This window comes from Caulobacter sp. LARHSG274, from assembly GCF_052871235.1.
Genome location: NZ_JBIXJO010000007.1, coordinates 19,176 through 43,934, shown reverse-complemented (window position 1 = coordinate 43,934; position 24,759 = coordinate 19,176). Strand labels below are relative to the sequence as shown.

At 69.1% G+C, this 24,759-nt stretch carries 27 protein-coding genes; 9 read left to right on the top strand and 18 right to left on the bottom strand.

Going from position 1 to position 24,759, the window contains the following annotated elements; genetic code table 11:
- Positions 1 to 31: 31 nt before the first annotated feature.
- The 4 genes from ACIPQB_RS13830 to ACIPQB_RS13815 form a co-directional block, all read right to left on the bottom strand.
- Positions 32 to 634: a Uma2 family endonuclease gene (locus tag ACIPQB_RS13830; protein WP_446485821.1), complete on the bottom strand. Its 603-nt coding sequence runs from the start codon at positions 632 to 634 to the stop codon at positions 32 to 34.
- 29 nt (positions 635 to 663) lie between these two features.
- Positions 664 to 2,184, bottom strand: coding sequence for an L-aspartate oxidase (locus tag ACIPQB_RS13825; protein WP_446485820.1), 1,521 nt, complete (start codon positions 2,182 to 2,184; stop codon positions 664 to 666).
- A 158-nt stretch (positions 2,185 to 2,342) separates the two neighbouring features.
- Positions 2,343 to 3,428 carry a quinolinate synthase NadA gene (gene nadA / locus ACIPQB_RS13820; protein ID WP_446485819.1) on the bottom strand — a complete coding sequence of 362 codons (1,086 nt, stop codon included), beginning with the start codon at positions 3,426 to 3,428 and terminating at the stop codon, positions 2,343 to 2,345.
- A gap of 173 nt (positions 3,429 to 3,601) precedes the next feature.
- Positions 3,602 to 5,893 (bottom strand): PAS domain-containing protein, encoded by a 2,292-nt coding sequence (locus ACIPQB_RS13815; RefSeq protein ID WP_446485818.1) that lies wholly within the window; start codon positions 5,891 to 5,893, stop codon positions 3,602 to 3,604.
- A 184-nt stretch (positions 5,894 to 6,077) separates the two neighbouring features.
- On the opposite strand from ACIPQB_RS13815, the gene ACIPQB_RS13810 reads away from it, so the two are divergent.
- From ACIPQB_RS13810 to ACIPQB_RS13800, 3 genes are all read left to right on the top strand, one after another.
- Positions 6,078 to 6,557, top strand: coding sequence for a Dps family protein (locus ACIPQB_RS13810; RefSeq protein ID WP_446485817.1), 480 nt, complete (start codon positions 6,078 to 6,080; stop codon positions 6,555 to 6,557).
- Positions 6,558 to 6,693: 136 nt separating this feature from the next.
- Positions 6,694 to 7,821: a cell wall hydrolase gene (locus ACIPQB_RS13805; RefSeq protein WP_446485816.1), complete on the top strand. Its 1,128-nt coding sequence runs from the start codon at positions 6,694 to 6,696 to the stop codon at positions 7,819 to 7,821.
- Between the two features lie 98 nt (positions 7,822 to 7,919).
- Positions 7,920 to 8,441 carry a TlpA family protein disulfide reductase gene (locus ACIPQB_RS13800; protein ID WP_446485815.1) on the top strand — a complete coding sequence of 174 codons (522 nt, stop codon included), beginning with the start codon at positions 7,920 to 7,922 and terminating at the stop codon, positions 8,439 to 8,441.
- 9 nt (positions 8,442 to 8,450) lie between these two features.
- Here ACIPQB_RS13800 and trxB read toward each other — a convergent pair whose 3' ends face one another.
- Entirely contained in the window at positions 8,451 to 9,458 is a 1,008-nt protein-coding gene (gene trxB / locus ACIPQB_RS13795) for a thioredoxin-disulfide reductase (RefSeq protein WP_446485814.1), read from the bottom strand.
- A 200-nt stretch (positions 9,459 to 9,658) separates the two neighbouring features.
- On the opposite strand from trxB, the gene pseI reads away from it, so the two are divergent.
- Positions 9,659 to 10,711, top strand: coding sequence for a pseudaminic acid synthase (pseI, locus tag ACIPQB_RS13790; protein ID WP_446485813.1), 1,053 nt, complete (start codon positions 9,659 to 9,661; stop codon positions 10,709 to 10,711).
- A gap of 13 nt (positions 10,712 to 10,724) precedes the next feature.
- Here the strand turns inward: pseI and ACIPQB_RS13785 are convergent, their stop codons facing one another.
- Positions 10,725 to 11,129 carry an Imm6 family immunity protein gene (locus ACIPQB_RS13785; RefSeq protein ID WP_446485812.1) on the bottom strand — a complete coding sequence of 135 codons (405 nt, stop codon included), beginning with the start codon at positions 11,127 to 11,129 and terminating at the stop codon, positions 10,725 to 10,727.
- 19 nt (positions 11,130 to 11,148) lie between these two features.
- Positions 11,149 to 12,489, bottom strand: coding sequence for a hypothetical protein (locus tag ACIPQB_RS13780; protein ID WP_446485811.1), 1,341 nt, complete (start codon positions 12,487 to 12,489; stop codon positions 11,149 to 11,151).
- A gap of 92 nt (positions 12,490 to 12,581) precedes the next feature.
- Between ACIPQB_RS13780 and ACIPQB_RS13775 the strand changes: the two genes are divergently transcribed.
- Positions 12,582 to 13,205, top strand: coding sequence for a hypothetical protein (locus ACIPQB_RS13775; RefSeq protein WP_446485810.1), 624 nt, complete (start codon positions 12,582 to 12,584; stop codon positions 13,203 to 13,205).
- 59 nt (positions 13,206 to 13,264) lie between these two features.
- Here ACIPQB_RS13775 and pseG read toward each other — a convergent pair whose 3' ends face one another.
- The 9 genes from pseG to ACIPQB_RS13730 form a co-directional block, all read right to left on the bottom strand.
- A complete protein-coding gene (pseG, locus tag ACIPQB_RS13770) occupies positions 13,265 to 14,314 on the bottom strand; it encodes a UDP-2,4-diacetamido-2,4,6-trideoxy-beta-L-altropyranose hydrolase (protein WP_446485809.1) in 1,050 nt (349 codons plus the stop codon).
- The gene (locus tag ACIPQB_RS13765; protein ID WP_446485955.1) at positions 14,311 to 15,009 is read right to left on the bottom strand and encodes a cytidylyltransferase domain-containing protein; all 699 of its coding nucleotides are present in this window, start codon (positions 15,007 to 15,009) and stop codon (positions 14,311 to 14,313) included. The genes pseG and ACIPQB_RS13765 overlap by 4 nt, the downstream gene beginning before the upstream one ends.
- Positions 15,010 to 15,116: 107 nt before the next feature.
- Positions 15,117 to 15,347, bottom strand: a complete 231-nt coding sequence (locus tag ACIPQB_RS13760) for a hypothetical protein (protein ID WP_446485808.1) — start codon at positions 15,345 to 15,347, stop codon at positions 15,117 to 15,119.
- 58 nt (positions 15,348 to 15,405) lie between these two features.
- Positions 15,406 to 16,422, bottom strand: a complete 1,017-nt coding sequence (locus tag ACIPQB_RS13755) for a mitochondrial fission ELM1 family protein (RefSeq protein WP_446485807.1) — start codon at positions 16,420 to 16,422, stop codon at positions 15,406 to 15,408.
- 70 nt (positions 16,423 to 16,492) lie between these two features.
- The gene (gene greA / locus ACIPQB_RS13750; RefSeq protein ID WP_446485806.1) at positions 16,493 to 16,966 is read right to left on the bottom strand and encodes a transcription elongation factor GreA; all 474 of its coding nucleotides are present in this window, start codon (positions 16,964 to 16,966) and stop codon (positions 16,493 to 16,495) included.
- A gap of 123 nt (positions 16,967 to 17,089) precedes the next feature.
- Complete coding sequence (locus ACIPQB_RS13745) at positions 17,090 to 17,755, bottom strand: glutathione S-transferase family protein (RefSeq protein ID WP_446485805.1); 666 nt, start codon at positions 17,753 to 17,755, stop codon at positions 17,090 to 17,092.
- A gap of 83 nt (positions 17,756 to 17,838) precedes the next feature.
- On the bottom strand, positions 17,839 to 18,165 hold the full coding sequence (locus tag ACIPQB_RS13740) for a DUF1294 domain-containing protein (RefSeq protein WP_446485804.1): 327 nt from the start codon (positions 18,163 to 18,165) through the stop codon (positions 17,839 to 17,841).
- A gap of 2 nt (positions 18,166 to 18,167) precedes the next feature.
- Complete coding sequence (locus ACIPQB_RS13735; protein ID WP_446485803.1) at positions 18,168 to 18,602, bottom strand: hypothetical protein; 435 nt, start codon at positions 18,600 to 18,602, stop codon at positions 18,168 to 18,170.
- A gap of 103 nt (positions 18,603 to 18,705) precedes the next feature.
- Entirely contained in the window at positions 18,706 to 18,900 is a 195-nt protein-coding gene (locus ACIPQB_RS13730) for a hypothetical protein (RefSeq protein WP_446485802.1), read from the bottom strand.
- A gap of 689 nt (positions 18,901 to 19,589) precedes the next feature.
- On the opposite strand from ACIPQB_RS13730, the gene ACIPQB_RS13725 reads away from it, so the two are divergent.
- The 4 genes from ACIPQB_RS13725 to ACIPQB_RS13710 are packed head-to-tail and all read left to right on the top strand — an operon-like array spanning position 19,590 to position 23,865.
- Positions 19,590 to 20,984, top strand: coding sequence for a hypothetical protein (locus ACIPQB_RS13725; protein WP_446485801.1), 1,395 nt, complete (start codon positions 19,590 to 19,592; stop codon positions 20,982 to 20,984).
- Positions 20,960 to 23,338 carry an Eco57I restriction-modification methylase domain-containing protein gene (locus ACIPQB_RS13720; protein ID WP_446485800.1) on the top strand — a complete coding sequence of 793 codons (2,379 nt, stop codon included), beginning with the start codon at positions 20,960 to 20,962 and terminating at the stop codon, positions 23,336 to 23,338. Before ACIPQB_RS13725 ends, ACIPQB_RS13720 begins: the two co-directional genes overlap by 25 nt.
- Before the next feature lie 38 nt (positions 23,339 to 23,376).
- On the top strand, positions 23,377 to 23,637 hold the full coding sequence (locus tag ACIPQB_RS13715) for a hypothetical protein (protein ID WP_446485799.1): 261 nt from the start codon (positions 23,377 to 23,379) through the stop codon (positions 23,635 to 23,637).
- Positions 23,638 to 23,865 carry a hypothetical protein gene (locus tag ACIPQB_RS13710; RefSeq protein ID WP_446485798.1) on the top strand — a complete coding sequence of 76 codons (228 nt, stop codon included), beginning with the start codon at positions 23,638 to 23,640 and terminating at the stop codon, positions 23,863 to 23,865.
- Between the two features lie 63 nt (positions 23,866 to 23,928).
- On the opposite strand, the gene ACIPQB_RS13705 is transcribed toward ACIPQB_RS13710, so the two are convergent.
- Complete coding sequence (locus ACIPQB_RS13705) at positions 23,929 to 24,267, bottom strand: XRE family transcriptional regulator (protein ID WP_446485797.1); 339 nt, start codon at positions 24,265 to 24,267, stop codon at positions 23,929 to 23,931.
- Positions 24,264 to 24,626 (bottom strand): type II toxin-antitoxin system RelE/ParE family toxin, encoded by a 363-nt coding sequence (locus ACIPQB_RS13700; protein WP_446485796.1) that lies wholly within the window; start codon positions 24,624 to 24,626, stop codon positions 24,264 to 24,266. Before ACIPQB_RS13700 ends, ACIPQB_RS13705 begins: the two co-directional genes overlap by 4 nt.
- Between the last annotated feature and the right edge of the window lie 133 nt (positions 24,627 to 24,759).

Here is a 24,759-nt window from a genome sequence, read left to right as displayed (position 1 = left end):
GCGAGGGCGATTGACGAAGCCTGCGCCGGCCTCAAAACACGCTGGCCAAGGAAATGTCGGCGCCCGGCGCGAACAGCGGTGAAACCTTGTCGCTCGCGCCGAGGGTCAAGCTTTCGGTCCAGGCGCCGCCCACCGGCCTACGGAAGACGTGCAGTTTGGCGTTCTTGACATCAATGACCCAGTATTCGGCGATACCCGCCACCGCATAGGCCCGGCTCTTCGAGCCCAGGTCGCGGCTTAAGGTGGAAAGCGACGATTCGATAACGAGGAACACCTGATCGGGTCGCATAAAGAAACCCTCAACGCCGCGGGCAATCACGGCCCCGTCGGGATCGAAGGCCGAGATGTCGGAAATCCGCACCGTGCCGCCGTTCAGCACCTCGAACCTTTGCTCCAGCGAGAGCCGCGTTATCGCCAGGTTCAAAGCAAGAGACAGCCGCCCGGCGGCGCGGGCGTGAAGTAATGATTCCGACGCCATGTGGACGAGTCTTCCTTCGACGAGCTCCACCTTGCCGGAATCGACCCGGTCGAAGACGCCGGCCCGCACCATTGTTTCCAGGTCATCGACCGTCAGGCGAAAATCCGAGATCGGCTGCTCCGAAAAGCCGTCGTCGGGCCTGGATGTCGCGGTCATGGTCGCACCTCCGTTCCCGAATTGTACCCCTACTCCGCCGCGTAGCGCAAACCGGGCTCGCGGCCGTCGAGGGTGACGAAAGTGCGTTCCGGCAGGGCCGTGGCGGGGAAGTCGGCGCGGAAATGGCCGCCTCGGCTCTCTTGGCGGCTCAGGGCGGCGGCGGCGATCAGGCGGGCGGCGACCAGCGTCGGGGCCAGGCCGTGGACGACCTCCAGGGCGTCGATGACCGCAGCCAGCCGCGCCAGGCCGTCGGCGTCGCGGATCACCCCGGCGTCGCGGCTCATCGCCTGGCGCAGGATCTGGAGCGCGTCATCTGGAAGATCAGGGCTCGGCGCGGTCGCCAGCGGCGGCTCGACGCCCAGCACGAGCCCTCGGGCCGCGCGGCCGGCGCGGGCTCCGAACACTGCCGCCTCCAGCAGGCTGTTGGAGGCCAGGCGGTTGGCGCCGTGCACGCCCGTGCTGGCGCACTCGCCGGCGGCCAGTAGGCCCTCAAGGCTGGTGCGGCCGTCGAGGTCCGTCGCCACCCCGCCCATGTGGTAGTGCACGGCGGGGGTCACCGGGATCGGCTGGACCCGCGGGTCGATCCCGGCGCTCATGCAGGCGGCGAACACGGCCGGGAACTCCTGCGGGAAATGGGCCCCGACCGCGACCGTGGCGTCGAGGACGGCGCCGCGACCGGCCGCCCGCTCGGCATGGATGGCGCGGGCCACGACGTCGCGCGGGGCCAGCTCCCTGGCCGGGTGGTAGTCGGCCATGAAGGCGCGGCCGTCCGTGTTGCGCAGGATCGCGCCTTCGCCGCGCAGGGCCTCGGTGGCGAGCGGGGCGGGGTCGCGGCCGATGTCGATGGCGGTGGGATGGAACTGCACGAACTCGGGGTCGGCGATCACCGCCCCGGCCAGGGCGGCTAGGCCGAGGCCCTCGCCGCGCACCTCCGCCGGGGTGGTGGTGACGGCGTAGAGTCCGCCGACGCCGCCGGTCGCCAGGATCACGGCGGGCGCGAGGATCTCGACCAGGGCGCCGTCGATTTCTGCAATCAGCCCAACGACGCGGCCCGCCGCGTCCTGCAAAAGCCGACGGGCGCGGGCGTTCTCGCGGACCTCGACGGATGGGGCGGCGCGCACGGCGGCGATGACCGCGGCCATGATCGCCGCGCCGGCGCCGTCGCCGCCGACCCGGGCGACCCGGGCCTTGGCGTGGGCGGCTTCGAGGCTGAGCACGAAGTCGCCGTTGCGGTGGCGGTCGAAAGGCGCGCCCAAGGCGGCGAGGGCGCGGACGGCGGCGGGACCCTCGGTGGTCAAGAGCTCGACCGCTTCCGGATCGCACAGCCCCGCGCCGGCGGCGATGGTGTCGGCGGCGTGCAGGGCGGGGGCGTCCTCCTCCGACAGGGCCGCGGCCATGCCGCCCTGGGCCCAGGCGCTGGAGCAGCCGGTCGCCAGCGGCGTCGGCGACAGCACCAGCGCCTTGCGCGGCGCGCAGGCGAGGGCGGCGGTCAGGCCCGCCAGGCCCGCCCCGAGGATCACGGGGCCGTCGAAGGTGAGACGGTCGGTCATGCTTCAACTCCACTCCCTTCCCCCTTGATGGGGGAAGGGCCGGGGATGGGGGTGAACGCGAAGCGTTCAGCCATCGAAGAAACTCGCACAATGCGGGACGGTGGAGACGCCGAGGTCACCCCCATCCCAACCCTTCCCCCATCAAGGGGGAAGGGCTTCTAAATCAGCTCCACGTCCACATGGTGCTTGGCCTTGACCAGGTCGTAGCGCGCCGGAACGGTCGGCGGCGGCAGGTCGATCATCCGTTGCACGGCCAGGCGAGCGCGGGCGGCGACGGCCGGATCGATCGTCACCTCGTAGCGATCGTGGACCAGGGCGTCGTGAATGTTCTGCAGGCTGATCCGCTTCATGTGCGGACACAGGTTGCAGGGGCCGATGAACTGGGTTCCGGGCGACTCCGCCTGGACGTTGGACGCCATCGAGCACTCGGTGATCAGCACCACCTGCTTCGGCTTCCTCAGCGCGACATAGTCGTTCATCGCCGCGGTCGAGCCGGCGAAGTCGGCGGCCTCCAGGATCTCGGTCGGGCATTCGGGATGGGCCAGGATCTCGGCGCCGGGATAGGCCGCACGCATCTCGGCGATGTCGCCGGCCGTGAAGCGCTCATGGACCTCGCAGCGGCCGGCCCAGGCGATGATCCTGACGTCGGTCTGGCGGGCGACGTTGCGGGCCAGGTATTCGTCGGGGATCAGGATGACCTTGTCGACGCCCCACTCGCGGGCAGCCCATTCCACCACCTGCACGGCGTTGGCGCTGGTGCAGCAGATGTCGGTCTCGGCCTTCACCTCGGCGGTGGTGTTGACATAGGTGACCACCGGCACGCCCGGGTGGCGGGCCTTGATCAGCCGCACGTCGGCGCCGGTGATCGAGGAGGCCAGGCTGCAGCCGGCCCGCAGATCGGGGATCAGCACGCGCTTCTCGGGCGCCAGCACCTTGCTGGTTTCGGCCATGAAGTGGACGCCGGCCTGGACGATCACCGCCGCGTCGCTCTTGGCCGCCTCTCGGGCCAGGCCCAGGCTGTCGCCGACATAGTCGCCGACCCCGTGGAAGATCTCGGGCGTCATGTAGTTGTGGGCCAGGATGACCGCGTTCTTCTCGCGCTTCAGCCGGTTGATCTCGGCGATCAGCGGCGCCTGCAGGCGCCATTCCAGCGGCGTGACATGGTGCTTCACCTTGTCCCACAACGGCGCGGTCGCCGCCTCGACGTCGGGGGTGAAGGCCAGGGAAGCGAAACCGTCGGCCATGCGATCCTCTCTTATGCTCAAACTGAGCATTTCCAGAGCCTCAAAAAACGCCGGGAGCGGAACATTTCCCAAACAGATCCGCTTCGGCGTCGAACCCTTTTGCTAAAGTTGAGCAAAAGGGACAGACGACATATAGACCCTCACGAGCCGATTGCAAAGCGCAGTCGAAAAAATCAGTCCACGACCTGCGGCGCCGGCCGCCGGTCCCAGGCCTCGGCCATGGCCCGGGCCAGGGCGTCGAGGGCGTAGGGCTTGCGCAGCAGGGGCCAGGGCGTCTCGTGGGCCCGCACCAGCTCCTGGCCAGTGTAGCCGGAGCTGAGCAGGATCGGCAGTTCCGGCCGCTCCTGCGCCAGGATGACCGCCAGGTCGACCCCGCTCTTGCCGCCGGGCATCATCACGTCGGTGATCACCAGGCCGAGGGTCGGATCGGCGCGGGCGATGGCCAGGGCCGCGTCGGCGGTGGTCGCCCGGCTGACCATGTGGCCCAGCTCGCCGATCATCGCCTCGACCAGGTCGCCGACCTCGGGATCGTCCTCGACCAGCAGCACGTGCGCGGTGGCGCGGACGTCCGGCGGCGGCGCGGCGAAAACCTCGATCTGCGAGAAGGCCTCGCGCACCGGCAGCAGCATGGCCACGGTCGTGCCCTGGCCGACCGCGGATTCGATGGTCACCTCGCCGCCGCTCTGGCGGACGAAGCCGTAGACCTGGGACAGGCCCAGCCCGGTGCCCTTGCCCACCGGCTTGGTGGTGTAGAAGGGCTCGAAGGCGCGCTCCAGCGTCTCGGCGTCCATGCCCTCGCCGGTGTCGCGCACGGCCACGCGCAGGTAGCGGCCGGCCGGCAGGTCGCCCTGCGGCTGGTCGAGGTCGACGGCCTGCGACATCACCGTGATCCGCCCCCCCGGCGGGGTGGCGTCGCGGGCGTTGACCACCAGGTTCAGCAGGGCCGCCTCGAACTGGCCGGAGTCGGTCAGGGTGGTGCGGTCCCCGGCCGTCAGCTCCAGGCTGAGGTCCAGGCCCTCGCCGACCGCCCGCCGCAGCAGGCTTTCGCTTTCGCCGATCATGGCGTCGATCCGGCAGATCTCCGGGTGCAGCGGCTGCTTGCGGGCGAAGGCCAGCAGGTGCTGGGTCAGCTTCTCGCCGCGGCGGGCGGCGGCCTGGGCCGCGACCAGCATCCGCTCGCGCCGGGCCTGATCGTCGGGGTTGCGCTGCAGCACGTCCAGGGCGCCGATGATCACCGTCAGCAGGTTGTTGAAGTCGTGGGCGACGCCGCCGGTCAGCTGGCCGATGGCCTCCAGCTTCTGCGACTGGGTCAGGGCGGCCTGGGCGGCGTCGCGCTCCGACAGGGCTTCCTGCACGCGGTCGGCCAGCAGTTCGTTGAGGCCGGTCAGCTTGGCCTCGGCCTCCTTGGCGTCGGTGACGTCGAAGGCGATGCCGATGAAGCCGTTGAACGCCGCGCCGGGGCCGTAGCGCGGCTGGGAGAACGACTTCAACCAGCGGATCTCGCCGTCGGCCCGGCGATAGCGCGCCTCCAGGCTGAACGGCTTGCGCGAGCTCTCGCCGGCGATCTGGGCCTTGAGGATGCCCGGCAGGTCGTCGGGGTGCAGGCGCGAGCGCCAGTCCAGCACCAGGGCCTCGTCATAGGAGACGCCGGCGAAGGCCACATAGGCGGCGTTGACGAAAACCCGGATCCCGTCGGGGCCGGTGATCCACATCAGGGCCGGGGCGCTGTCGGCCAGGGCCCGGAATCGGGCCTCGCTCTCGCGCAGGCTTTCCTCGGCCCGGCGACGCGTGGTGACGTCGAAATTGACCCCGAGGATGCGGGTGGCGCGACCGGTCTCGTCGCGCAGCACCTCGCCGCGGCCGTGAATCCAGCGCTCGCCGTCGGGGGCGTTGGCCAGGCGGTATTCGACCTCGTACAGCGGTCCGGCCTTGACAGCCTGGCGGATGTGGTCACGGACCAGCGGTTGGTCGTCCGGATGGACGGACGCGATCAGGGTGTCCAGATCGATCGGCCCCTCGGCGTCGATCCCCAGGTTGGCGCGCGCGGTGGGCGACAGCTGCAGCTGGTTCTTGCCGATGTCCCACTCCCAGGGGCCCACGCCGGCCGCGGCCTGGGTCACCTGCAGGCGGATCTCGGCCTCGGTCTGGCGCCGGCGGGCCTCGGCCAGGTGGATCAGGCTGCGCCGCAGGCCCTCGGCCACGGCCACGGTGATGGCGGCGGACACCAGGAACAGGATCAGGGTGGCGACCTCGCCCTCGTTCAGCGGTTCGCCCTGGCCGCCGCCCCACAGCCACCAGGCGAACGCCGCGGCGGCCGCGACCGGGGCCACGCCCCAGCGCCAGCCCGCATGGAGCGTGACCAGGATCATCGCGGGGAAGAACGCCTGGGTGACGCCGATGCCGCCGCTCAGGCCCAGGACTGACGCCCGCAGCCCCACGGCCACGGCGATGGCGGCCAGAGTCACCAGGGCCGACCGCCAAGCCGGCGGCGGAACCGGCGGAATGAGCCACGCGCTAAGCACGTCGGACGCAATGCCCCCGCGGCCCCTTGCGAGTGGTTCAGACGTCTTCATGGTGCTCCACGCGCACGTACTCTCTTGCCAGAAACATGGACACGCCTACCTAGGTGACGCAACACGGGAGATGATGATGGTCGCGACCCTCAATACCGGCTTCAGCGCCAAGCAGCGAGCCGACATTGTCGCCGGTCTGAACAAGGTTCTGGCCGACAGCTACGCCCTCTACCTGAAGACGCACGGCTATCACTGGAACGTCCGCGGCCCCAACTTCCAGGCCCTGCATGTGTTGCTCGAAGGCCAGTACACCGAGGAGTGGACGGCGCTGGACGCCATCGCCGAGCGCATCCGCGCCCTGGGCGAGCTGGCGCCCCAGGGCTATGGCGCCTTCGGCAACCTGTCGAGCATCAAGGACGGCGACGCCGAGAAAGATTGGGAGGGCATGTTCCAGGAACTGCTGGCCGACAATGAGACCGTGATCGCCACCCTGCGCGCCGCCTTCCCGGCCGCCGACGAGGCCGGCGACGAGGCCACCGCCGACCTCTACACCCAGCGCCTGGCCGCCCATGAGAAGCATGCGTGGATGATCCGCTCCACGCTCGGCGGAAAGTGACAGCCCGAAAGCTCACGTGCGGGGCCTAGTCGACTCCAGAACCGGAAAGGCCGCTGTGGCGCTGGTCGTCTTCGGCGGCCTTGGCGCGTGCGCCATCTACTACTTCCCACGTCCTGTCGGACGTCCGGGTCCAGTCATGACTATCGCCGGAACCCTGTCGGACGCCAGCCTGGCCGCCACGTTCGCCGACATGGATCCCGCGATGCTGGCCCTGGCCCGCCGGCACGATCCCCGGCCGCACCGCGACGACTGGGGCCGCGTCGAGGGGTGGGAGCAGCTCGACATCCGTACCATCCCGCGCCTGGGCGACCGTCAGCCCGACTTCGAAGAAGCCCGGCTGATCAACGCCTATAAGCCCACGGCCCTGGTGACCCTGGAGGTCATGAAGCCGTTCATGATCAGCGGCCCGGCGGCGGAGCGCGAAAAGGCGCTGCACTGCCTGACCCAGGCGGTCTATTTCGAGGCGGGTTTCGAGCCGATCAGCGGCCAGCAGGCCGTGGCCCAGACCGTGCTCAACCGCGTGCGCCATCCCGGCTATCCCAAGTCGATCTGCGGCGTGGTCTATGAGGGTTCGGCGCGCGGCACGGGTTGCCAGTTCAGCTTCACCTGCGACGGCTCCCTGGAGCGGGCGATCAGCCCCGCCGTGTGGGACAACGCCAGGATCATCGCCAAACGCGCACTGGCCGGCTTCGTGATGAAGGACGTCGGCTCGGCCACTCACTATCACGCTGACTATGTGTTTCCGTACTGGGCGCCGACCCTGGTCAAGCTGAAGACGGTGGGAACCCACATCTTCTACCGCTGGACGGGGCCGTCGGGGACGGCGGCGGCGTTCCGCGGCCGTTATTCGGCCCGCGAGACCGTTTCGGCCGACATCCTGATGGGCGCCGACCCGCGCACCCTGGAGGCCGCTCCGCCTGACATCCTGGCCAAAACCCAGGCCGAGACCCAGGCGCTGGAACAGGCCAAGGACACGATGCCGACCCCGACCGGCGAGCCGGCCAGGATCGTCGGCCCCGACGGGGTGGTCGAGATCCTGGCGCCGATCGCCGGCGATTCGGCCACGGCGATGCGTGGCGGCCGTCGCGCCCCGACGCCCGAGGACATCGCCAGGATCAACAAGGCCCTGGAGCCCGCCGCGCCGGACACGCCGACCGTCGCCGCGCCGCCGGCCGAGGCGCCGTCCCCTCCACCGCCGGCCAAGAAGAAGATCGACTATTTCGGCTCCTCCAGGAAGGAGAAGCCCGGCCTGCCGGTCAATTGACGCGTCAGCTTCAAGCTGAACCATTGACGGAGCCGCCGACCGGCAGGCAACGTGCGGCGGTCTATGGCGGGGAATGGCGAATGTTGGCGCGGCGGGCGGTGGCTCTCGGACTTGGCGGCGGGCTTGGCGCGATCCTGACAGGTTATGGCTCGGGCGCGGCGGCCAAGAGCGCCAAGATCGGCCAACTGGCCCCGGACTTCCAGGTGACCACCTTCGACAAGCAGCGCCTTGGCCTGGCCGAGCTGCGCGGCCAGGTGATCGTCCTGAACTATTGGGCGACGTGGTGCGCGCCCTGCCGAGCCGAGCTGCTGGTGCTGGACACCTATATGCGGCGCCACAAGTCCAGCGACCTGAAGATCTTCGCGGTCACCACCGAAAATTCCGTGCCTGACAGCAAGCTCAAGCCTCTGGCCGCCCTGCTGTCCTTTCCCCTGATCACCCGGCTGAAAGGATCGGGCTATGGCGAGATCGGCGGGGCCGTGCCGACCAGCTATGTGATCGACCGGTCCGGCGTGATCCGCCATGCGCAGGCCGGCGCCTTCACCGAGGCCAGCTTCGATGCGCTGATCTCGCCGCTGCTGGCCCAGGCGGCGTCGGACCCCCCGCCCGCCACGACCTGAACGGCCCGCCTACCAGACGCCGATCTTTTCGGCCTCTTGATGGCTGATCGGGTGGTGGGCCTTCTTGTGGTCTTCCTCGGCCAGGAAGCGCACGGCCTCCAGGGCGGCCATGCAGCCCATGCCGGCGGCGGTGACCGCCTGGCGATAGACGTCGTCGGTGACGTCGCCGGCCGCATAGACGCCCTCGACCGCCGTCGCGGTCGTGCCCGGCTTGACCTTCAGATAGCCGCCGGGACCGGTCTCCAGCTGGCCGGCGAACAGTTCCGACGACGGGGCGTGGCCGATGGCGATGAACACGCCGTCACAGGCGATCTCCTGGGTCTGGCCGGTCTTGACGTTCTTCAGCCGCACGCCGGTGACGCCCATGGGGTTGCTTTCGCCGAGCACCTCGTCGATGGCGCTGTCCCAGATCACCGCGATCTTGGGGTGGGCCAGCAGGCGCTCCTGCAGGATCATCTCGGCCCGCAGTTCGTCCTTGCGGTGGACCAGGGTGACCTTGCTGGCGAAGCTGGTCAGGAACAGGGCCTCCTCGACGGCGGTGTTGCCGCCGCCGACCACGACCACTTCCTTGCCGCGATAGAAGAAGCCGTCGCAGGTGGCGCAAGCGCTGACCCCGAAGCCCTGGTACTTGCTCTCGCTCTCCAGGCCCAGCCACTTGGCCTGGGCGCCGGTAGCGATGATCAGGGTCTCGGCGAACCAGTCCTGGCCGCTGTCGGTCTTGATGTGGAACGGCCGCTGCGACAGGTCGGCCGACAGCACGATGTCGCTGACGAATTCGGTGCCGACATGTTCGGCCTGGGCCTTCATCTGGTCCATCAGCCAGGGGCCCTGGATGACGTCGGCGAAGCCGGGATAGTTCTCGACATCGGTGGTGATGGTTAGCTGGCCGCCGGGCTGGATGCCGGCGATCAGCACCGGCTTGAGCAGCGCGCGGGCGGCGTAGATAGCGGCGGTGTAGCCGGCGGGGCCTGAGCCGATGATCAGGCAGCGGGTGTGGCGGGGTTCGAGCGTGGACATTGTCGTTATCTATGCGCGATTCCGCTTCGGCGCCATATTCGGCCGCACGGCCGCGCCGCTTGATCGCATAACCGTTGAGCCTGGCGAGGCGGCGGGATGTCCTTGCATTCCCATGCTGTGAGCTTGGGCCAATAGCGATTGACGCCTCGTCCACGATTTCAGGGTTAATGTCGGCGCAAGACCTGTTGCGAGCGCGCCCCATGACCGCCCCCTTCATCGAGATCGCCGGCCGCCGGATCGGCGCCGACCATCCGCCCTATGTCATCTGCGAGCTGTCGGGCAATCACAACGGCAGCCTCGACCGGGCCCTGTCGATGATCGACGCGGCGGCCGACACCGGCTGCGACGCCATCAAGCTGCAGACCTACACCGCCGACACCATCACGCTCGATGTCGACCGTCCGGAGTTCAAGATCCACGGCGGCCTGTGGGACGGCCGCAGCCTGCACGAGCTCTACCAGGAGGCCCAGACTCCTTACGAATGGCACGCGGCGCTGTTCGCCCGGGCCAGGGCGCGGGGGGTGACGATCTTCTCCAGCCCGTTCGACGAGACCGCCGTCGACCTGCTGGCCGGCCTGGACGCCCCGGCCTACAAGATCGCTTCGTTCGAGGCCGTCGACCTGCCGCTGATCCGCTACGCCGCCAGGCAGGGCAAGCCGCTGATCATCTCGACCGGCATGGCCAATCTGGCCGAGATCGAGACCGCCCGCGACGCCGCCCTGCAAGCGGGGGCCGCGGGGGTGCTGCTGCTGCACTGCGTGTCCAGCTATCCGGCCCGCTTCGAGGACGCCAACCTGCGCACGGTGGTCGACCTGGCCCAGCGCTTCGGCTGCCCGGCCGGCCTGTCGGACCACACGCCGGGCACGGCCGCGGCGGTGGCGGCGGTGGCCCTGGGGGCCTGCGCGGTCGAGAAGCACTTCACCCTGGCCCGGGCCGATGGCGGTCCCGATGCGGCCTTCAGCCTGGAGCCGGCCGAGTTCAAGGCCCTGTGCGACGACAGCCGCAACGCCTGGCGGGCGCTGGGCGGGGTCAATTACGACCTGCTGGGTTCCGAGCGCGGCAACATCCTGTTCCGCCGCTCGCTCTATGTCGTCGCCGACGTCGCGGCCGGCGAGGTCTTGACGCCGGCTCATGTCCGTTCGGTGCGGCCGGGCAACGGCCTGCCGCCGGCCGACTACGAGAAGGTGCTGGGTCGACCGGCGGCGCGGGCGCTGAGCCGAGGCGAGCCGCTGGATTGGGATATGGTCGGGTAGGGTGGTCGCGCCGTCAGGCCAGTTCGCCGATCTGCTCGTCCAGGAGGTCGAGGGTGTCTTCGTCCACCTCGCTGACGTCGCTGGGCATGGGTTCGCCGGTCTCGCGATAGACCAGCCAGGCGACGTACATCGCCGCGGTGGTCAGTGCGCTCCAGGCCATTTCGCTGGGCATGCCTGCCGCTTGCGATAGCCGCCGCAGGGTCCCGTGCTCGTCTTCGCTGTAGATCAGGTCGGAGAAGGCGCGGCCGGTCAGGGGCTCGCCGTCGCTCCAGGCGCGCATCGCAGCCAGGGCGGCTTGGGCCTCGCGGGCGTCGGGTTCGACCCGCTCGATCCGCGCGGCGAAGGGCTCGGCGACGGCGGCCAGGCGTCGCGCCTGTTCGCGCGGTGGCAGAACGGTCAGGTCGGCGCGCAATCCCATGTCTCGCGGTCTCCAGTTCTCAGCGATCCACGATCGCGCCGCCCCGCAGGGTCAGGGCGCTGTCCGAACCCTCGGCGGTGACCCGGATCGTCAGGTCGGGGTAGCGCTGGCTGAGCTGCTTTAGCACGCCCGAAGCGGCGTCGGAATCCCTGAGGCCGGCCTTGCAGGCCGAGCAGACGGCTTGTGAGACGTGGATCGAGACCGTGCGGCCCGCAAGGTCGGTTCCGGTCGGCAGGGCGTCGATCGCGCGGGCCAGCGCGTTGGACACCCGCTCCTCGGCATGGCGGACGAACAGCGGGTTGTTGAACGGCGCGGCGATCGGCCCGGCCTCCGGCTGCGGCAGTCCGGCCTCCTTCATCACCTTGGGCGAGGCGCCCTCGAACACCCGGGCCTCTAGGCCGGGGATGTCGGTCCGGGCGGCGGCCACGGTATGGGTCTCCGACACGCCCAGCCGCGCGCGCAGGGCGTCGAGATCGGCGCGGGTGGCCTGCGGAAGGGCCCGGACGCCGGCTTCGACGCCTTCCCGGGCCAAGACTTCGACGCCCTCGCGGGCCACAACTTCCGTCGCGCCGCGGACGCCCGCCTGGGCCGCGCCGCGCAGCGGTCCGCCGCCGATCGGCACGAGATAGGTAGCGGCCTGGCCGGTGGTCATGCCCAGGGTCTCGGGACCCTCGCCACGGCGGATGGCGTCCGCGTGCCGCTGGATTTGGCCGTCCACGAAGCCGGCCGCCGCGTCGTAGGTCGCCGTCGCCGCGCCGCCGAGGTCGCCCAGCACGCGCGACGGATCGGCGGCGACCGCCTGACCATAGTCGAGCACAGCCCCGCCGCCCCGTTCCAGTCCGCCGAGGACGGTCTGGCCCAACTCCGCGCGGGCGGTCGGGGACAGCTGCAGCTCGGCGGCGTAGATCCCCAGCGTCCCGGCCGTTCCCAGCAAGCCCACGCCTTCGTTCAGCACGCCGCCGGCCACGCCCACCGTGAACCGGGCTCTGGTTTCGGCGTCGGTGATCCCGGCGCGCAAGGTGTTGGAGACCAGATTGTCGCCGGGGATCGCGTCCCGGGCCGCCTCGGCGCCCGCCTGGACTTGCCGGCCGGTCCACATCACGCCGTCGCGCAAGCCCTGCTGAGCGACGTGGGTGGCGTCGTTGACGCCCTGGCGCGCGGCGGCGGCGACCGATCGCACCGTACCCTCGGGGTCGTCGACCGCCCGACGACCGAGGTCCAGCCCCGCCTGGCCGAGGTCGCTAGCGCGCTGCAGGGCGTCGGCCCCGAAATCGCGAGCGCCCTGAAGGCCTTGGCCGACGGCGTTGCGCACATCGGACAGCGAGGGAAGGGATGGGACGCTGACACCGAACACGCTCATGGCGAACCTCGAGAATTGCTCGACCCTAAGATCGCTCGAACACGTCGCCGCGTCGCGTTAGGAAAAACCCTAGCGCGGTGCGGAGACCCTCCATGACGGCCATTATCAGGGACGAACTCGTCGAGGCCGCCGCCCGGGCGGTGGTCCGGGGCAGCCTGCTCTTTCACCTGGACCTCGCCCAGGCCCTGGCGCTGGACGCCCTGCCGCCGGGCTTGGAGGTCGGCGGATGGGCGGTCGACCTCGGGGCGGCCGGTTACGAGGTGACGTTCCTCGACGCCGACCTCGCCCGGGAACTCTATGCCGTGACCTTCGCCGCCGACGGCTCGCCCCTCGGCGAGCGGCGCCGAGGCCGCACGAGCCCACGGCTCACGGCGCTGGCGGCGGCGCGGCGCGCGACGCTGGCGTGGGTCTTTCCGGCCGACGACGGATGTATCGTCGCGCCGCCGCCGGCGACCGCCCCGTCCGGCCAGCCGCTTGAGGCCTATGTCCTGCGCCGCGGCGAGGCGTCCTGGGGCGAGCCGCCGGAGGACCATCGGCGGATCACGTTGAGTCCCGACGGCCGCCGCGTGCTGAGTGCGGAGCTGGTGGTGTCGCGGGCGGTCCCCAGCGAGGCGTACGTCTATCTCAGCCTCAAGCGCGGTGTGGCGCTGGAACTGACCACGCCCGACAACGGGGCCCGCTGGCGGGTCGACGGCGAGAGTATCAGCCGGCTATAGATCCTTGTTCTATCGCATTTTCTTCACGCGAACCGGCGTCCACTTCGCTTGAAAATGCTCTAGCCGTGCGCGACCAGCGCCAGGAAGTGAGCCGCGACCCGGGCGGCGCCGCGGCCGTCGCAGACCGCCGCCGAGGCCGTCGCCAGCCGGTCGCGCAGCAGCGGCTCGCCGATCAGCCGCAGGAACTCGGCCGCGAAGGCCGCCTCGAAGTCGGGGTCGGCGACGTCGAGGGCCTGGACGGCGTCGGCGCCGGCCAGGGCCAGGGCGGCTTCGCGCTGGTTGTCGACCAGCACCAGCAGCAGGGTCGGCAGGGCCAGGACGCAGCGCTCCCAGCTGCTGGAGCCGCCGCCGCCGACCGCCAGGTCGGCCTGGAGCGCAAGTTGCGGCATGTCCTGGGCGTCGACGTGCAGGGCCAGCCGCGGTTCGGTCGCCGCCCGGGCGCGCAGGTCCGGCAGGCTGGGGGCGCCGGCGCCGAGCACCACGTCCAGCCGGACGTCGCGGTCAAGCAGGGGCAGCATCAGGTCCACCACCCGACCGGTGATGGCGCCGACATCGGTCAGGCCCAGCGACACCAGGATCCGCCGCACCGGACCGGCCAGGGCTCGGCGGGCCAGGGCGTCCTTGCGCAGGGCCGCGAAGGCTGGGCGGACCGGGGCGTTGTTCGGGCCGAGCAGCAGCTCGGCGGTCGGCGCGATCAGGCCGTCGTAATCTTCGGTCTTGCGGGCCGGGCCGGAGTCCAGCACCAGGTCCGCGGCCAGCGGCCGGTCGGCCAGATCGTCGAGGACCAGGGCGGGCTTCCGGGCCGGGCCGGCGATCCGCCGATGCTCGGGGGCGGCAAGCCCGTAATGGTCGATGACCACGGCGTCGAATCGTGTCGCGAGGTCCGCCGCGGCCGCGACCAGCTCGGCCGTGGTGAGCGGGCCGGTCTCATGCCGGCCCATCTCCGGTCCGAACGCCTTCAGCACCGCCTGGACGGCGGGCGGCGCCAGGAAGGCGCAGGCCGCGCCCTCGGCCTCCAGCGCCTGGGCCAGGGTCAGGCTGCGCATCACATGGCCGCCGCCGACCTCGGGCCCGGCGTTGACCACGAACAGGATGCGGGGCGCGCTCATAGCCGCCGCACGCCGCCGAAGCTGGCCAGGTCGGGGCGGCCGGCCAGCAGGGCGCGGACATCGGCCGAGGTGAAGGCGCGGTTGTCCGGATAGAGCGCGTCATAGACCGCCGCGGCGAAGGCGTAGTCGGCCGGGGTCTCGACCGCCCATCGCACCTCGCCCTGGTCGGGCTGGGCCAGCAAAGCCAGGGACGACCAGCGGTCAGGCGGACGGCCGTCGCCGGCGTCGGCCATCGACAGCCGCGGCGCCTCGCCCTCGGCGGCCAGCCGCCGCAGGCCGGCGGCGGTGATCACCTCCGCGCCCTGGCCCAGGGGATAGGCCGCGCCGGGCGCGCGATTGCTGGTGTGGTCGGCCTTTTCGCCCAGGTGCAGGGCGATCGTCGCGTCGAGAACTTCCGGGTCGGTCAGCGGGCTGTCGCCGTCCAGCCGCAGGACATGGTCGGCGGGATGGACGTCCAGGGCTCCGATCAGCCGCGCCAGCTCGTCGTTCGGCGGGCCGCGATGGACGGGAACCGCCTCGCGGCGCACGACGGCCTCGAGGGCGTCGTCCTCGGGCGCGGCGGTGGTGACGACGACGATCCGGTCGATCCGCCGGGCCCGGGCGACCCGCTCGATCTGCCGCACGATCATCGGCGCCCCGGCCAGCGGCATCAGCGGCGCGCCGGGCAGGCGGTCGGAGCCCGTGCGGGCCTGGATGACGGCGAGGATCAGCGGGGGTCGAACTTGCTCACGGCCCAGGCGGCCACCAGGGTAAGGGCGCCGGCGGCGAGCAGGACCAGAATAGTCAGGGCGAACGGATCCATTCAGTCCTCCACACGCGTCAAAACATAATGGAGCAGGCTTTGGAAAACAAGAAAAGCGCCCAAGGCGCCGGTCACCCGCGCCCAGTCTATATGTCCTGAAATCAAGGGTTGGACGATCGCGGAAATCACGGCCGCGACGGCCAGGGCGTTGAGCGTGGTCGCGACAGCTTTTCGCCGCTCATTTCTGGCGGCCTTGCTGAGGCCTGGCTTGGGACGCTGCGGGTCAGTCACGCTGGAACATAGCGCGAACAATCGATGCGTGCAAGGATCGGCTTGGCTCTCTCCAGGGTTACGAGGCCTTTTTTCCCCGCCCCGCCATCCGCGCCACCACCTCGGCCGCCGCCCGCCCGGTCTCGTCGACGGGGTCGTAGGTCCAGCCGTGGAACGCCCCGCCATAGGGCCGGGCTGCGCCCTGGCGTTCCAGTTCCTGGTGGAAGAGGCGGAACTTCAGGCTCTGGCCGTCCATCTTCAGGATGAACACCGGCTTGCCGGTGGAGGCCGCCTCGACGGCCATGTTGGTCGAGTCTTCGGTAACGAGGATGTAGTCGGCGGCGGCCAGGAAGGCGAAATAGGGATTGGGTCCCTCGCCGTCCCAGAGGACGCCCGGCAGGTGGCGCAGGCGGGCGGTCAGCAGGGCCCGGGCCGGTTCGGGGGTGCGCCGCGAGAAGGTCAGCAGCAGGCTGCCGCCCTCCTGCTCCAGCGGCAGCTGGATCTGCTGGGCGATCTGGGCGGCGCGCTCGACCGACAGGTCGAAGGCCTTCGACTTGCCGCCCAGCAGCACCGCCACCCGCGGATGCGGCAGGGCATCGATCCGGTCCTTGAACCTTTGATATTCGGTTTCGAGCCGCGTCGCCGTGACCCGGTGCGGCGAACCGGTGATCGGCAGGACGTTGTCGCCCGACAGCCGGTCGTGCTTGGGCGGGATCACCAGGTCGAACATGTGGGCCGGCACGCGGGGGTCCTGGACCTGGACGACATAGGTCCCGCCGCCCGACCAGCGCTTGGCGCGGATCGACAGCGGCAGGGTGGCGCGGCCGGCGGCGATCCACAGGTCGGGCCAGGGGGCGTGGATCTCGCTTTCCGGCGTCAGCCAGCGGCGCGGCAGCCAGTTGGCCCACCACGGCAGCCGGCCGGTCCGGCCGCTCCAGCCGACCCGCTTGACGACGATTCGGGCGGGGACGAGCCGCGCCACCGCCTCGGCCAGGCCGACGGCCTGGGCCTCGATGCCGGCCCGGCCGTCCGAAACCGCCCAGATGGTGATCGGCGGCGGCTGTCTGTCTTCATCCACGACGCGGATCCCGGCCATAGCGACGCCATCGGCCGGTCGCGGGAAGCGCCGGCCCCAGGAACGGAATGACCACGGATTGCGGCCTAAGCTAGACCCACTCGACCTTGAGGATCTCGTAGGCCTTGACGCCGCCGGGCGTGTTGACCTCGACCACCTCGCCGACTTCCTTGCCGATCATGGCGCGCGACAGCGGCGAGCTCAGCGAGATGCGGCCCGACTTCACGTCGGCCTCGTGCTCGCCGACGATCTGGTAGCGGGCCTCTTCCTCGGTGTCCTCGTCGACCACGCTGACGGTGGCGCCGAACTTGACCTGCTTGCCCGACAGTTTCGACACGTCGATGACCTGGGCCCGGGCGATCTTGTCCTCGATCTCGGCGATGCGGCCTTCGATCCAGCCCTGGCGTTCCTTGGCCGCGTGGTACTCCGCGTTTTCCGACAAGTCGCCATGCTGGCGCGCCTCGGAGATCGCGGCGATCACCGCCGGCCGTTCGATCGTCTTCAAACGCTTCAGTTCTTCGTCGAGGGTCTGGTAACCCCCGGCGGTCATCGGCACTTTTTCCATTGCGGATTTTAGCTCAGTTCGCCCTAGGGGAGGAAATAGACGCCCGGGCGCTGGCGCGCACGACCGGGGGCTAAGAGGATAAGAGGCGCGTTTCCGTTACGCAAGAGGCCGCGGTCAAGCTGGTCAGGCCGCGTAATCATAGGGCCCGCCGCGCTCCAGCGCCCGACGATAAGCCGGACGGGCGTGGATTTGTTCCAGGAAGGCCTTCACCTTCGGCCGCGACCCGGCCCCGGCCCGCGCCGCGCCCGCCTCGAGGGGGAAGCTCATGACGATGTCGGCGGCGGTGAAGGCCTCGCCCGCGAACCAGGGGGCCTTGGACAGTTCGGCCTGCCAGTAGTCGATGTGGCTCTTCAGCTGCGGATCGACGAAGCCCGCCTGGGCCTTGGCGGCGATGGCCTTGACCAGGCCCTTCAGCAGGCCCGGCGCCCGGGCCGGCAGGGCGGTGAACACCAGCTTCAGCAGCAGCGGCGTCATCGCCGAGCCCTCGGCATAGTGCAGCCAGTAGGTGTAGCGCAGCCGCTCGGGCGTGCCGGCCGGCGGGATCAGCCGGCCCTGGCCATAGGTCTCGACCAGGTAGTCGACGATGGCCCCGGTCTCGGCGATGGTCTTGTCGCCGTCGGTGATCACCGGAGACTTGCCCAGCGGGTGGACGGCCAGCAGCTCCGGCGGGGCCAGCATGGTGGCCGGATTGCGCTCGTAGCGCTTGACCTCATAGGGGACGCCCAGCTCCTCCAGCAGCCAAAGCACCCGCTGGCTGCGCGAATTGTTCAGGTGATGGACGACGATCATGACGGGCGCTCCGAAGGCTGGCGGCGAGTTGGCGCGGGCCGGGGCCTCCCCGTCAAGCTTCCCCATGCGGCGCCCACCTGCCGCTACGCCCCGCTGAGGCGCGCCAGCACGGCGCCGACCGCGTCGGCCAATGTCGCCCGGACGCTGGGGATGAACAGCAGCCATCCTACGATCAGCTCGGACAGCACGATCAGGAACAGCTGGGTGCGGAACGGCTGCTTGCGGGTCTTGTGGCGCAGGATCTGCTGCGCGAGCAGGGCGCCCAGCCCGCCGCCCAGGGTCGCGATCAGCAGCAAGGTGCGTTCGGAGATCCGGCCCAGTCCCCGGCGGGCTGCATCCTTGTCCAGCCAGAACAGCAGGTAGGCCGCGACATTGACCAGCACGAGAAGGGCGGCGATCTCGACGACCACGCCTACACCGCCGCCAGCGGCGCCAGGTCTGGCGCCACCCAGCCGCGCCGGGCCTCGACGCTGAACAATCGCTCGCGCGACCAGAAGCGCAGCGGCCATTGCTTGTCGCCCATCGGCGTGGCCAGCAGCCGCTCGGCCGCCTCGCCGTCGGATATCCCGGCCGGCAGGGCGGCGACGAAGGCGCGGATGGCGGCCAGATAGGCCTGGGTGATGGTCTCGTGATAGCCGTTGTGGTCGTCATTGACCCCGCCGACGGCGACATTGTAGCCGCGGATGATCCCCGGCATGTCGCGCTCCAGCCCGGCGTCGCGGGTGCGGACCAGGCGCAGGGTGGCGACCAGGTGGGCGGCGTGGGTCCACTGCGCCTTGGGCAGGCTGTGGTCCAGCAGGCGGGCGGCGAGGTCGGCGACGGCTTGGTCGGTGTAGGGGGCGGTCATCCGGCCTGCTTAACCTTTGGCGGGGCGGGGCTCAATTCCGGTCCTTCCGCCCGCGGTCGGGAGCGTCGGCGACGGCGGTCCGCGCAGTCATGACCCGGCCGCCTCACGAATCTTCGCCCAGGCGCGCGGCTTGCCGGGCCTTCGTCTCGGCTGTCAGCCCCAGCCGCCGGCGGATCTCGCGGCGGACCTGTTCGACGCGCGCAGGGGTGCGGTCGCTGTCATCCTCGGTTTCGCCGGCGGTCTCGCGGGCGGTCCGCGCGGCGGCGCGGATGAGGGCGCGGGTCCTGGATCTGGGCATGTCTCTTCTCCTGGCATGGCTTGGCCGCCTCACGCGGCGGGCCGCTGAAGGTTAAGGGAGGGCTGCGGAGCGCCGGGCCAGGCCCGGAAGCTTTGTAGAATTACCGTTTCGACCAGGACCGACGCTCCGCGCGATCGTTATTCGGGAGCGCCCGGCGGTCGGTCCTGTTCGGACCTCGCCGGTCTTGGCCCCCGACGGGCGGGCCGGGCCTACGAAGCCCGGTCCCGGAACGCACGGGTCTCCCCGTGCCTGTCGCTCTCATCGGCCCTTCGTCAACGCCGTATCCGTAAACGGGCCCGGCCGGCACCAGATGACGAGGTCGCGGCCCTTTTCAGGCCCGCCGCCGACGAGCGCTTCCCGCTCGACCGCCCCCCAAGGCCGCGAAGGTCGCAGGCCTCACGCCCTCCCCATCGCCTTGAAGTGGGGTGATTATGCCGGCGGCCTGAAAGGGGGAGGATATCTGAATTTTTGACGTTGAATTTGCTGGGGAAACACGCCGGGAGCGGTGAGGGGAATTTTTTCTCACGCCTCCTGAAAGGGAGCGCGTCCCTCGCGTCTAGCGCGGCTCCCGCGAAGCGGCCTATGGTTGAGGCGCGAGCGAGGGGATGTGGTCGGGCTCATGAACGTCGAGGACTTCATCACGCGCTGGACGGCGCGCGAGGGCGGCGCTGAGCGCGGAGTAACCGATCATGTTTGATGACAGCCGGTCTTTCGTGACGCGCGCGTTCCTACAATCGTCACTCGACATCGAGTATCGAGCCTACGACGACGCGGCTGATCTGCAATTGCGCACCCGTCTCGTCGCTTGGGCGGCCCGCATGAAGTTGAAGGAGACGTCCGCCGAAGGCGCGTTCACTCAGACCTTCTTTGCGGAAACCTGGGGTTACGGCGAGGCTGGCCGTGTTGCCCGAGACGCGGTCACCATCTTCCCCAAGTTTCGCGTAACCGGCGAAGGCGCAGGCGGCGGGTCGGGCGAAGCCGATGTCGCCTTGGGCTGGTTTGGGGACAATCCCAACGCGACCCCTCAAGTTCTTTGCGAGTACAAGGATATTCGATCCGCGCTCGACGCGAAACAAAACCGAAAGGGCAGCACCCGCTCGCCGGTCGAGCAGTGTCTGAACTATGTGCGCGGCGCACGACGAGGCCTGTTCGGCAACGAGCAGGTCCAGCCCTGGTGGGGCTTGGTGACCGACATGAACGAATTTCGCCTGTACTGGTGGGATCGTGCACCAAATCAGTACATTCGCTTCGTCATTGAGCGCGCTGATCTTCTAACGCCATACGATCTTCTTTCCAGTAGCGAAGACGCCCGATTTGACCGTTTCCTGTTTTGGAAACTGTTTCAACGCGATCAGCTGATTTCGGTTGGCGGCCGGCCGCCGCTTCTGCGTCTGATTGAGCGCCAGTGGGTGCGTGAGCGCCAGCTCGAAGGCGAATTCTACGATCGTTATCGAGCGGTGCGCGAGCGCCTATTCAATGTTCTGACGGTCAACAATCCGGGGTTTCCCGGCACGCCCACCGAGCTGTTGCGTCTCTCCCAAAAGCTCCTGGATCGCTTCATCTTCGCTTTTTACTGCGAAGACATGGGCGCGCGGATGCTGTTTCCCCCGCAGGTGATTCGAGACCACCTCAAGGCGCGCTCGTGCGAGGACATCTACGACCCCGACGGCGAGGAGCTCTGGGGGTTCTGCAAGCGCTTGTTTGGCCTGATGGACAAGGGCGGGCCGCTCGGCGCCATGAACGTGCCGGTGATCAACGGCGGCCTTTTCGCCGCCGATCCGCAGATCGAGGCCCTGGCCCTTCCAAACCACGTTTTCGCCGCTCCGGGACAGGGCGCCAACGAAGCCGCCCTGGAGCGTGACCCCGACACGCTGCTCTATCTTTCCGCCCGCTATAACTACGCCGCACGAGGCGACGCACGCCACAGCCTTAGCCTCTACACGTTGGGGCGCATCTTCGAGCAGTCGATCACCGAACTGGAATACCGGGTCGGCGAGCTGGAAGGCCGCGATACGGTCGCCAAGCTTTCCAAGCGCGAACGCGACGGCGTGTTGAATGGGTGGTCAACCTGCTGGTGGAGTTGACCCTCGATCCTTGGTTCGCCGAGGCTCGAAAGGCGAGCGGCTGGACGACGGAAGCCGCCAAGTCTATGGCCGAAGCGGAAGCCTACGAACACCGCCTTAAGGCTTTGCGCATCGTCGATCCCGCCTGCGGGTCCGGCGCCTTCCTGATCGCGTCTTTCCGCCGCGTGCTCGACGAGCGGATCATGGTCGAGCGCGAAAAGGCCCGTCTAGCAAAGCGCGACACCGCCCTGACCGTGGATGAAGCCCGCCTGACGAAGGAGGTGCTTTCGGCCAACATCTACGGTGTTGATATCAATCCGGCGTCGGTCGAGATCGCCAAGCTGGCGCTTTGGCTGCATTCGGCCAGGGCGGACTCGCCGCTGTCATCTCTGGACGGGGCGATCCTGTGCGGCAACAGTCTTGTCGGCCCTGACTTCTGGAACGGACGCAACCCGGGCGTGGGCCATCGAGATCGGGTCAACGCCTTTGACTGGCCCTCGGCCTTCCCTGAGGTCTTCAAGGCGGGCGGATTCGACATCGTCTTGGGCAATCCGCCCTATGTCAGCCTCCAGACCGTGCGCGCCGTCGATCCCGACGTGGCCGACTATCTGCAGGCCCACCGCGGCGACGACACCTATGTCAGCGCCCAGACCGGCAATTTCGATCTCTATCTGCCCTTCTTCGAGAAAGGGCTGCGCATGCTCGCGCCCGGCGGACGCATGGGTTACATCGCGCCCAGTCTCTGGACGATCAACCAACATGGCGAGGGCTTGCGCCGCCTGGTGCAGCGCGGTCGCCACTTGGAGCGCTGGGTGGACTTTAAGGCGCACCAGATCTTCGAGGACGCGACCACCTACACCGCCTTGCAGATTTTCCGCCGCGAGCCGGTGGAGGCGCCTCTGATCGCCGTCGCGCCGCATGGCGACGCGGCTGATATTGATTGGAACGACGCCGGCCTCGCCGTGCCCTACGACGCCCTGCCCGAGGGGCGCGAGTGGCTGATGGCCACCGGCGCGGAGAGGGCGTTGATCGACCGGTTGGCGGCGGATTGCATTCGCCTGGAAAGCAAGCAACTAACCCGGTCGATATTTCAGGGCCTCATTACGAGCGCCGACCCCATCTATCACCTGCGCAAGATCGCGCGCGGCCGATACGTTTGCTCGCCCAAGGGCGTCGCGCCCTACGAGGTGGAGATCGAGGACGCGATTATGAAGCCCTTGGTTTCGGGCCCAGAGGCCAAGCGCTATCAGGCGCCTGAGACCGAAACCTATCTGCTCTTTCCCTATCGGATAGGCGCACGCGGTGTGGAGATCATCCCGTCGCAGGATATGCGCCGTGAATTTCCCCTAGGTTGGCGCTACCTGGAAACCTGGGCCACGGTGCTACGAGACCGTGAAGCCAAGACCCGAAACGGGGAACGCCTCGCGCCCTTTGACGATGAGCATTGGTATCGATTTGGGCGGAACCAGAATCTCGACAAACAGGAGCTACCAAAACTGATCGTTGCTCAGACCGTGCCGGAAATGCGCGTCTGCGCGGACCTAGCCGGGGAGATGTACCTCAATAATGTGCGGGTCAACGGCATCCTTCCGGCCCCGGAGATCGAGGCCGGCTTTCTATTGGGCGTCCTGAACGGCGCGGTCGCCAATTTCGTGTTCAAACGGATTGGCAAGCCCAAGCGGGGCGGCTATTTCGAGGCCAACAAGCAGTTCATCGCCCCTCTGCCGGTGCCGCGCGCCTCGGCCGATGACCAGCGCGACGTGGCCAAGGCCGCCCTGGCCCTGCAAGAGGGTTGGACCGAGCGGCGCGACCTGATCGCCGAGGCGGGCGAGCGCCTGGGGATTCTGTCGCGCGCCCGCCGCGATGAGCGCTGGCTGTGGCCCGACCTGCCCGATCAGAAAGCCTTGGAGAAGCAGACGCCGGTCAAGCTCAAGACCCACGCCGAGCGCCGGGAATGGTCCAAGGCGGCTTTTGGCGAGGCCCTGGCGATCAAGCTGGAAAGCCTCCAAGCGGCCCTCGACGGCGCTGACCATCTGGAAGCGGTCTTCGCCAAGGGAGAACTGCGGCTCTATGCCGACGGCGCCGTCGTTCTGGGGCGGATCTATCTGGATAATGCTCCCGGCCAACTGGCCGAAAGCTACTGGCGGTATCTGTTGCTAAGCCGTCAGGGGACCGAAGCGGACAAACTGGCTCGTGAGCTTCGACGCCCGCCCGATGAGCCCGATTCGCCCGGCGCCCGTCAGTTCATGGAGCGCGTGAGTGCGCTGGAAGCCCGGGTCGCGAGCCTCGCCGAGGACGAGGCGGCTCTGAACGAGCGGCTGTTTGACCTCTATGGCCTGGATGATCGGGAGCGTATGCTGGTCGCCGACGGATGAGCATCGCAAGGCCGGAGGGAATCGTGGATGATGGCGCCATGTCCCAGTTGAACCTGTTTCAGGGCGAGCGTTCCCCCTCGGAGCGCCGGCCGCCCGATCTTGATTTTATCCGCAAGCACCTCGGCAAGGCGCTGAGAACCGCTCAGGCCGCGCAACGCATGCCCTGGCCGCCCAGCGTGGCGCAGGGCTGGGAAGATCGTTTTCCAAAGCTCGCCGCCGATCTTCCGACCGAAGAAGCTGCTACGCTGATCGCAGCCTTCCGCTGCGAACTGGATCGCCTGCGGGCCGCCGCGACCTGAATGCCGAGCGGGGCGGCCGGTCAGGTGCGCTGGCTGCGTCCCCCGGCCGTGCTGGCCGTGCTCGACCAGGCCGAGACCCCGCTCGACGTCGCCGCCATCGCCCGCCGCTTCAAGAAGGGCGGCAAGCGCATCGAACAGGCGGTGATCAAGGCCCTGCCGGGCCTGGTGCGCTACGGCCACGTCACCGCCCTGGCGGACGGCCGCTATGCCGGGCGTCGAGCGGTTTGAACGCGGGGAAGCGGAGTCGCGTCGGCCGCCATCCACCCGATCGGCCATGTCTTTCATCCAGGCTCAGTCGCCAGCCGCTCCCTTGCCGCCGATGCCCGCGAAGTTGCTGATCTTCACCGCGCCATCCGGAAAGCGCGCGACGATGTCGAGTTCGCCGCCCATGGCTTCGATGAAGCGGCGCAGGTTGCTGACATACATGTCGGCGCGCCTCTCCATCTTGGCGATCGCGGTCTGGCCGACATGCAGGGTCGCGCCCAGGTTCTCCTGGGTCAGCTGACGCGCCTGGCGCAGCTCGACCAAAGTCATGTCCTCGCGCAGGGCCGCCGCCTTCGCCTCTGCCTTGGCGCGCTGCTCGGGGGTCATCGCCGCCCGCAGGGTTTGAAACGGCGTCCGTCCGGTCATGGCGAAAATCCTTCCGTCTTCAGTTCATCCAGATGCACGTCGTAGAGCCGGTCGGCGATGGGGACGAAGATGTCATAGAACCGGTCGTCGCCGGTCTTGTCCCCGCCGATCAGCAGGATCGCCATGCGACGCGGGTCGAAGGCGTAGAAGATCCGCAGCGGCCGGCCGCCGCTCTGCACCCGCAGTTCCCGCATGTGGCCGTGCCGCGAACCCTTGACCCCCGACGAATGCGGATGTCCCAGGCGCACGTCGCGTTCCTCAAGCAACGACACGTAGGCGGCCACATCTTCCTGTTCGGCTTCGCCGAGCGTGGCCCACCAGACGCCGAACTCGTCGGTATATTCGACGATACATGCCATGAATCGAATATGCCATAGATGGCATATGGGTCAAGGCCCTGCCGGGCCTGGTCCGCTACGACCACGTCACCGCCCTGCCGGACGGCCGCTATGCGGGGCGTCAGGGCGGGCCCCTTCCCCCTCGCGGGGGAGG

Coding starts and splice junctions, on each gene's coding strand:
- ACIPQB_RS13715 (WP_446485799.1), top strand. CDS start 23,377: ATGTCCCAGTTGAACCTGTTTCAGGGCGAGCGTTCCCCCTCGGAGCGC.
- nadA (WP_446485819.1), bottom strand. CDS start 3,428: ATGGCCGACGGTTTCGCTTCCCTGGCCTTCACCCCCGACGTCGAGGCG.
- ACIPQB_RS13725 (WP_446485801.1), top strand. CDS start 19,590: ATGTTTGATGACAGCCGGTCTTTCGTGACGCGCGCGTTCCTACAATCG.
- ACIPQB_RS13830 (WP_446485821.1), bottom strand. CDS start 634: ATGACCGCGACATCCAGGCCCGACGACGGCTTTTCGGAGCAGCCGATC.
- ACIPQB_RS13755 (WP_446485807.1), bottom strand. CDS start 16,422: ATGGCCGGGATCCGCGTCGTGGATGAAGACAGACAGCCGCCGCCGATC.
- ACIPQB_RS13710 (WP_446485798.1), top strand. CDS start 23,638: ATGCCGAGCGGGGCGGCCGGTCAGGTGCGCTGGCTGCGTCCCCCGGCC.
- ACIPQB_RS13825 (WP_446485820.1), bottom strand. CDS start 2,184: ATGACCGACCGTCTCACCTTCGACGGCCCCGTGATCCTCGGGGCGGGC.
- ACIPQB_RS13780 (WP_446485811.1), bottom strand. CDS start 12,489: ATGAGCGTGTTCGGTGTCAGCGTCCCATCCCTTCCCTCGCTGTCCGAT.
- ACIPQB_RS13805 (WP_446485816.1), top strand. CDS start 6,694: ATGACTATCGCCGGAACCCTGTCGGACGCCAGCCTGGCCGCCACGTTC.
- ACIPQB_RS13775 (WP_446485810.1), top strand. CDS start 12,582: ATGACGGCCATTATCAGGGACGAACTCGTCGAGGCCGCCGCCCGGGCG.
- pseI (WP_446485813.1), top strand. CDS start 9,659: ATGACCGCCCCCTTCATCGAGATCGCCGGCCGCCGGATCGGCGCCGAC.
- ACIPQB_RS13705 (WP_446485797.1), bottom strand. CDS start 24,267: ATGACCGGACGGACGCCGTTTCAAACCCTGCGGGCGGCGATGACCCCC.
- ACIPQB_RS13700 (WP_446485796.1), bottom strand. CDS start 24,626: ATGGCATGTATCGTCGAATATACCGACGAGTTCGGCGTCTGGTGGGCC.
- ACIPQB_RS13735 (WP_446485803.1), bottom strand. CDS start 18,602: ATGACCGCCCCCTACACCGACCAAGCCGTCGCCGACCTCGCCGCCCGC.
- ACIPQB_RS13785 (WP_446485812.1), bottom strand. CDS start 11,129: ATGGGATTGCGCGCCGACCTGACCGTTCTGCCACCGCGCGAACAGGCG.
- ACIPQB_RS13745 (WP_446485805.1), bottom strand. CDS start 17,755: ATGATCGTCGTCCATCACCTGAACAATTCGCGCAGCCAGCGGGTGCTT.
- ACIPQB_RS13810 (WP_446485817.1), top strand. CDS start 6,078: ATGGTCGCGACCCTCAATACCGGCTTCAGCGCCAAGCAGCGAGCCGAC.
- greA (WP_446485806.1), bottom strand. CDS start 16,966: ATGGAAAAAGTGCCGATGACCGCCGGGGGTTACCAGACCCTCGACGAA.
- pseG (WP_446485809.1), bottom strand. CDS start 14,314: ATGAGCGCGCCCCGCATCCTGTTCGTGGTCAACGCCGGGCCCGAGGTC.
- ACIPQB_RS13730 (WP_446485802.1), bottom strand. CDS start 18,900: ATGCCCAGATCCAGGACCCGCGCCCTCATCCGCGCCGCCGCGCGGACC.
- trxB (WP_446485814.1), bottom strand. CDS start 9,458: ATGTCCACGCTCGAACCCCGCCACACCCGCTGCCTGATCATCGGCTCA.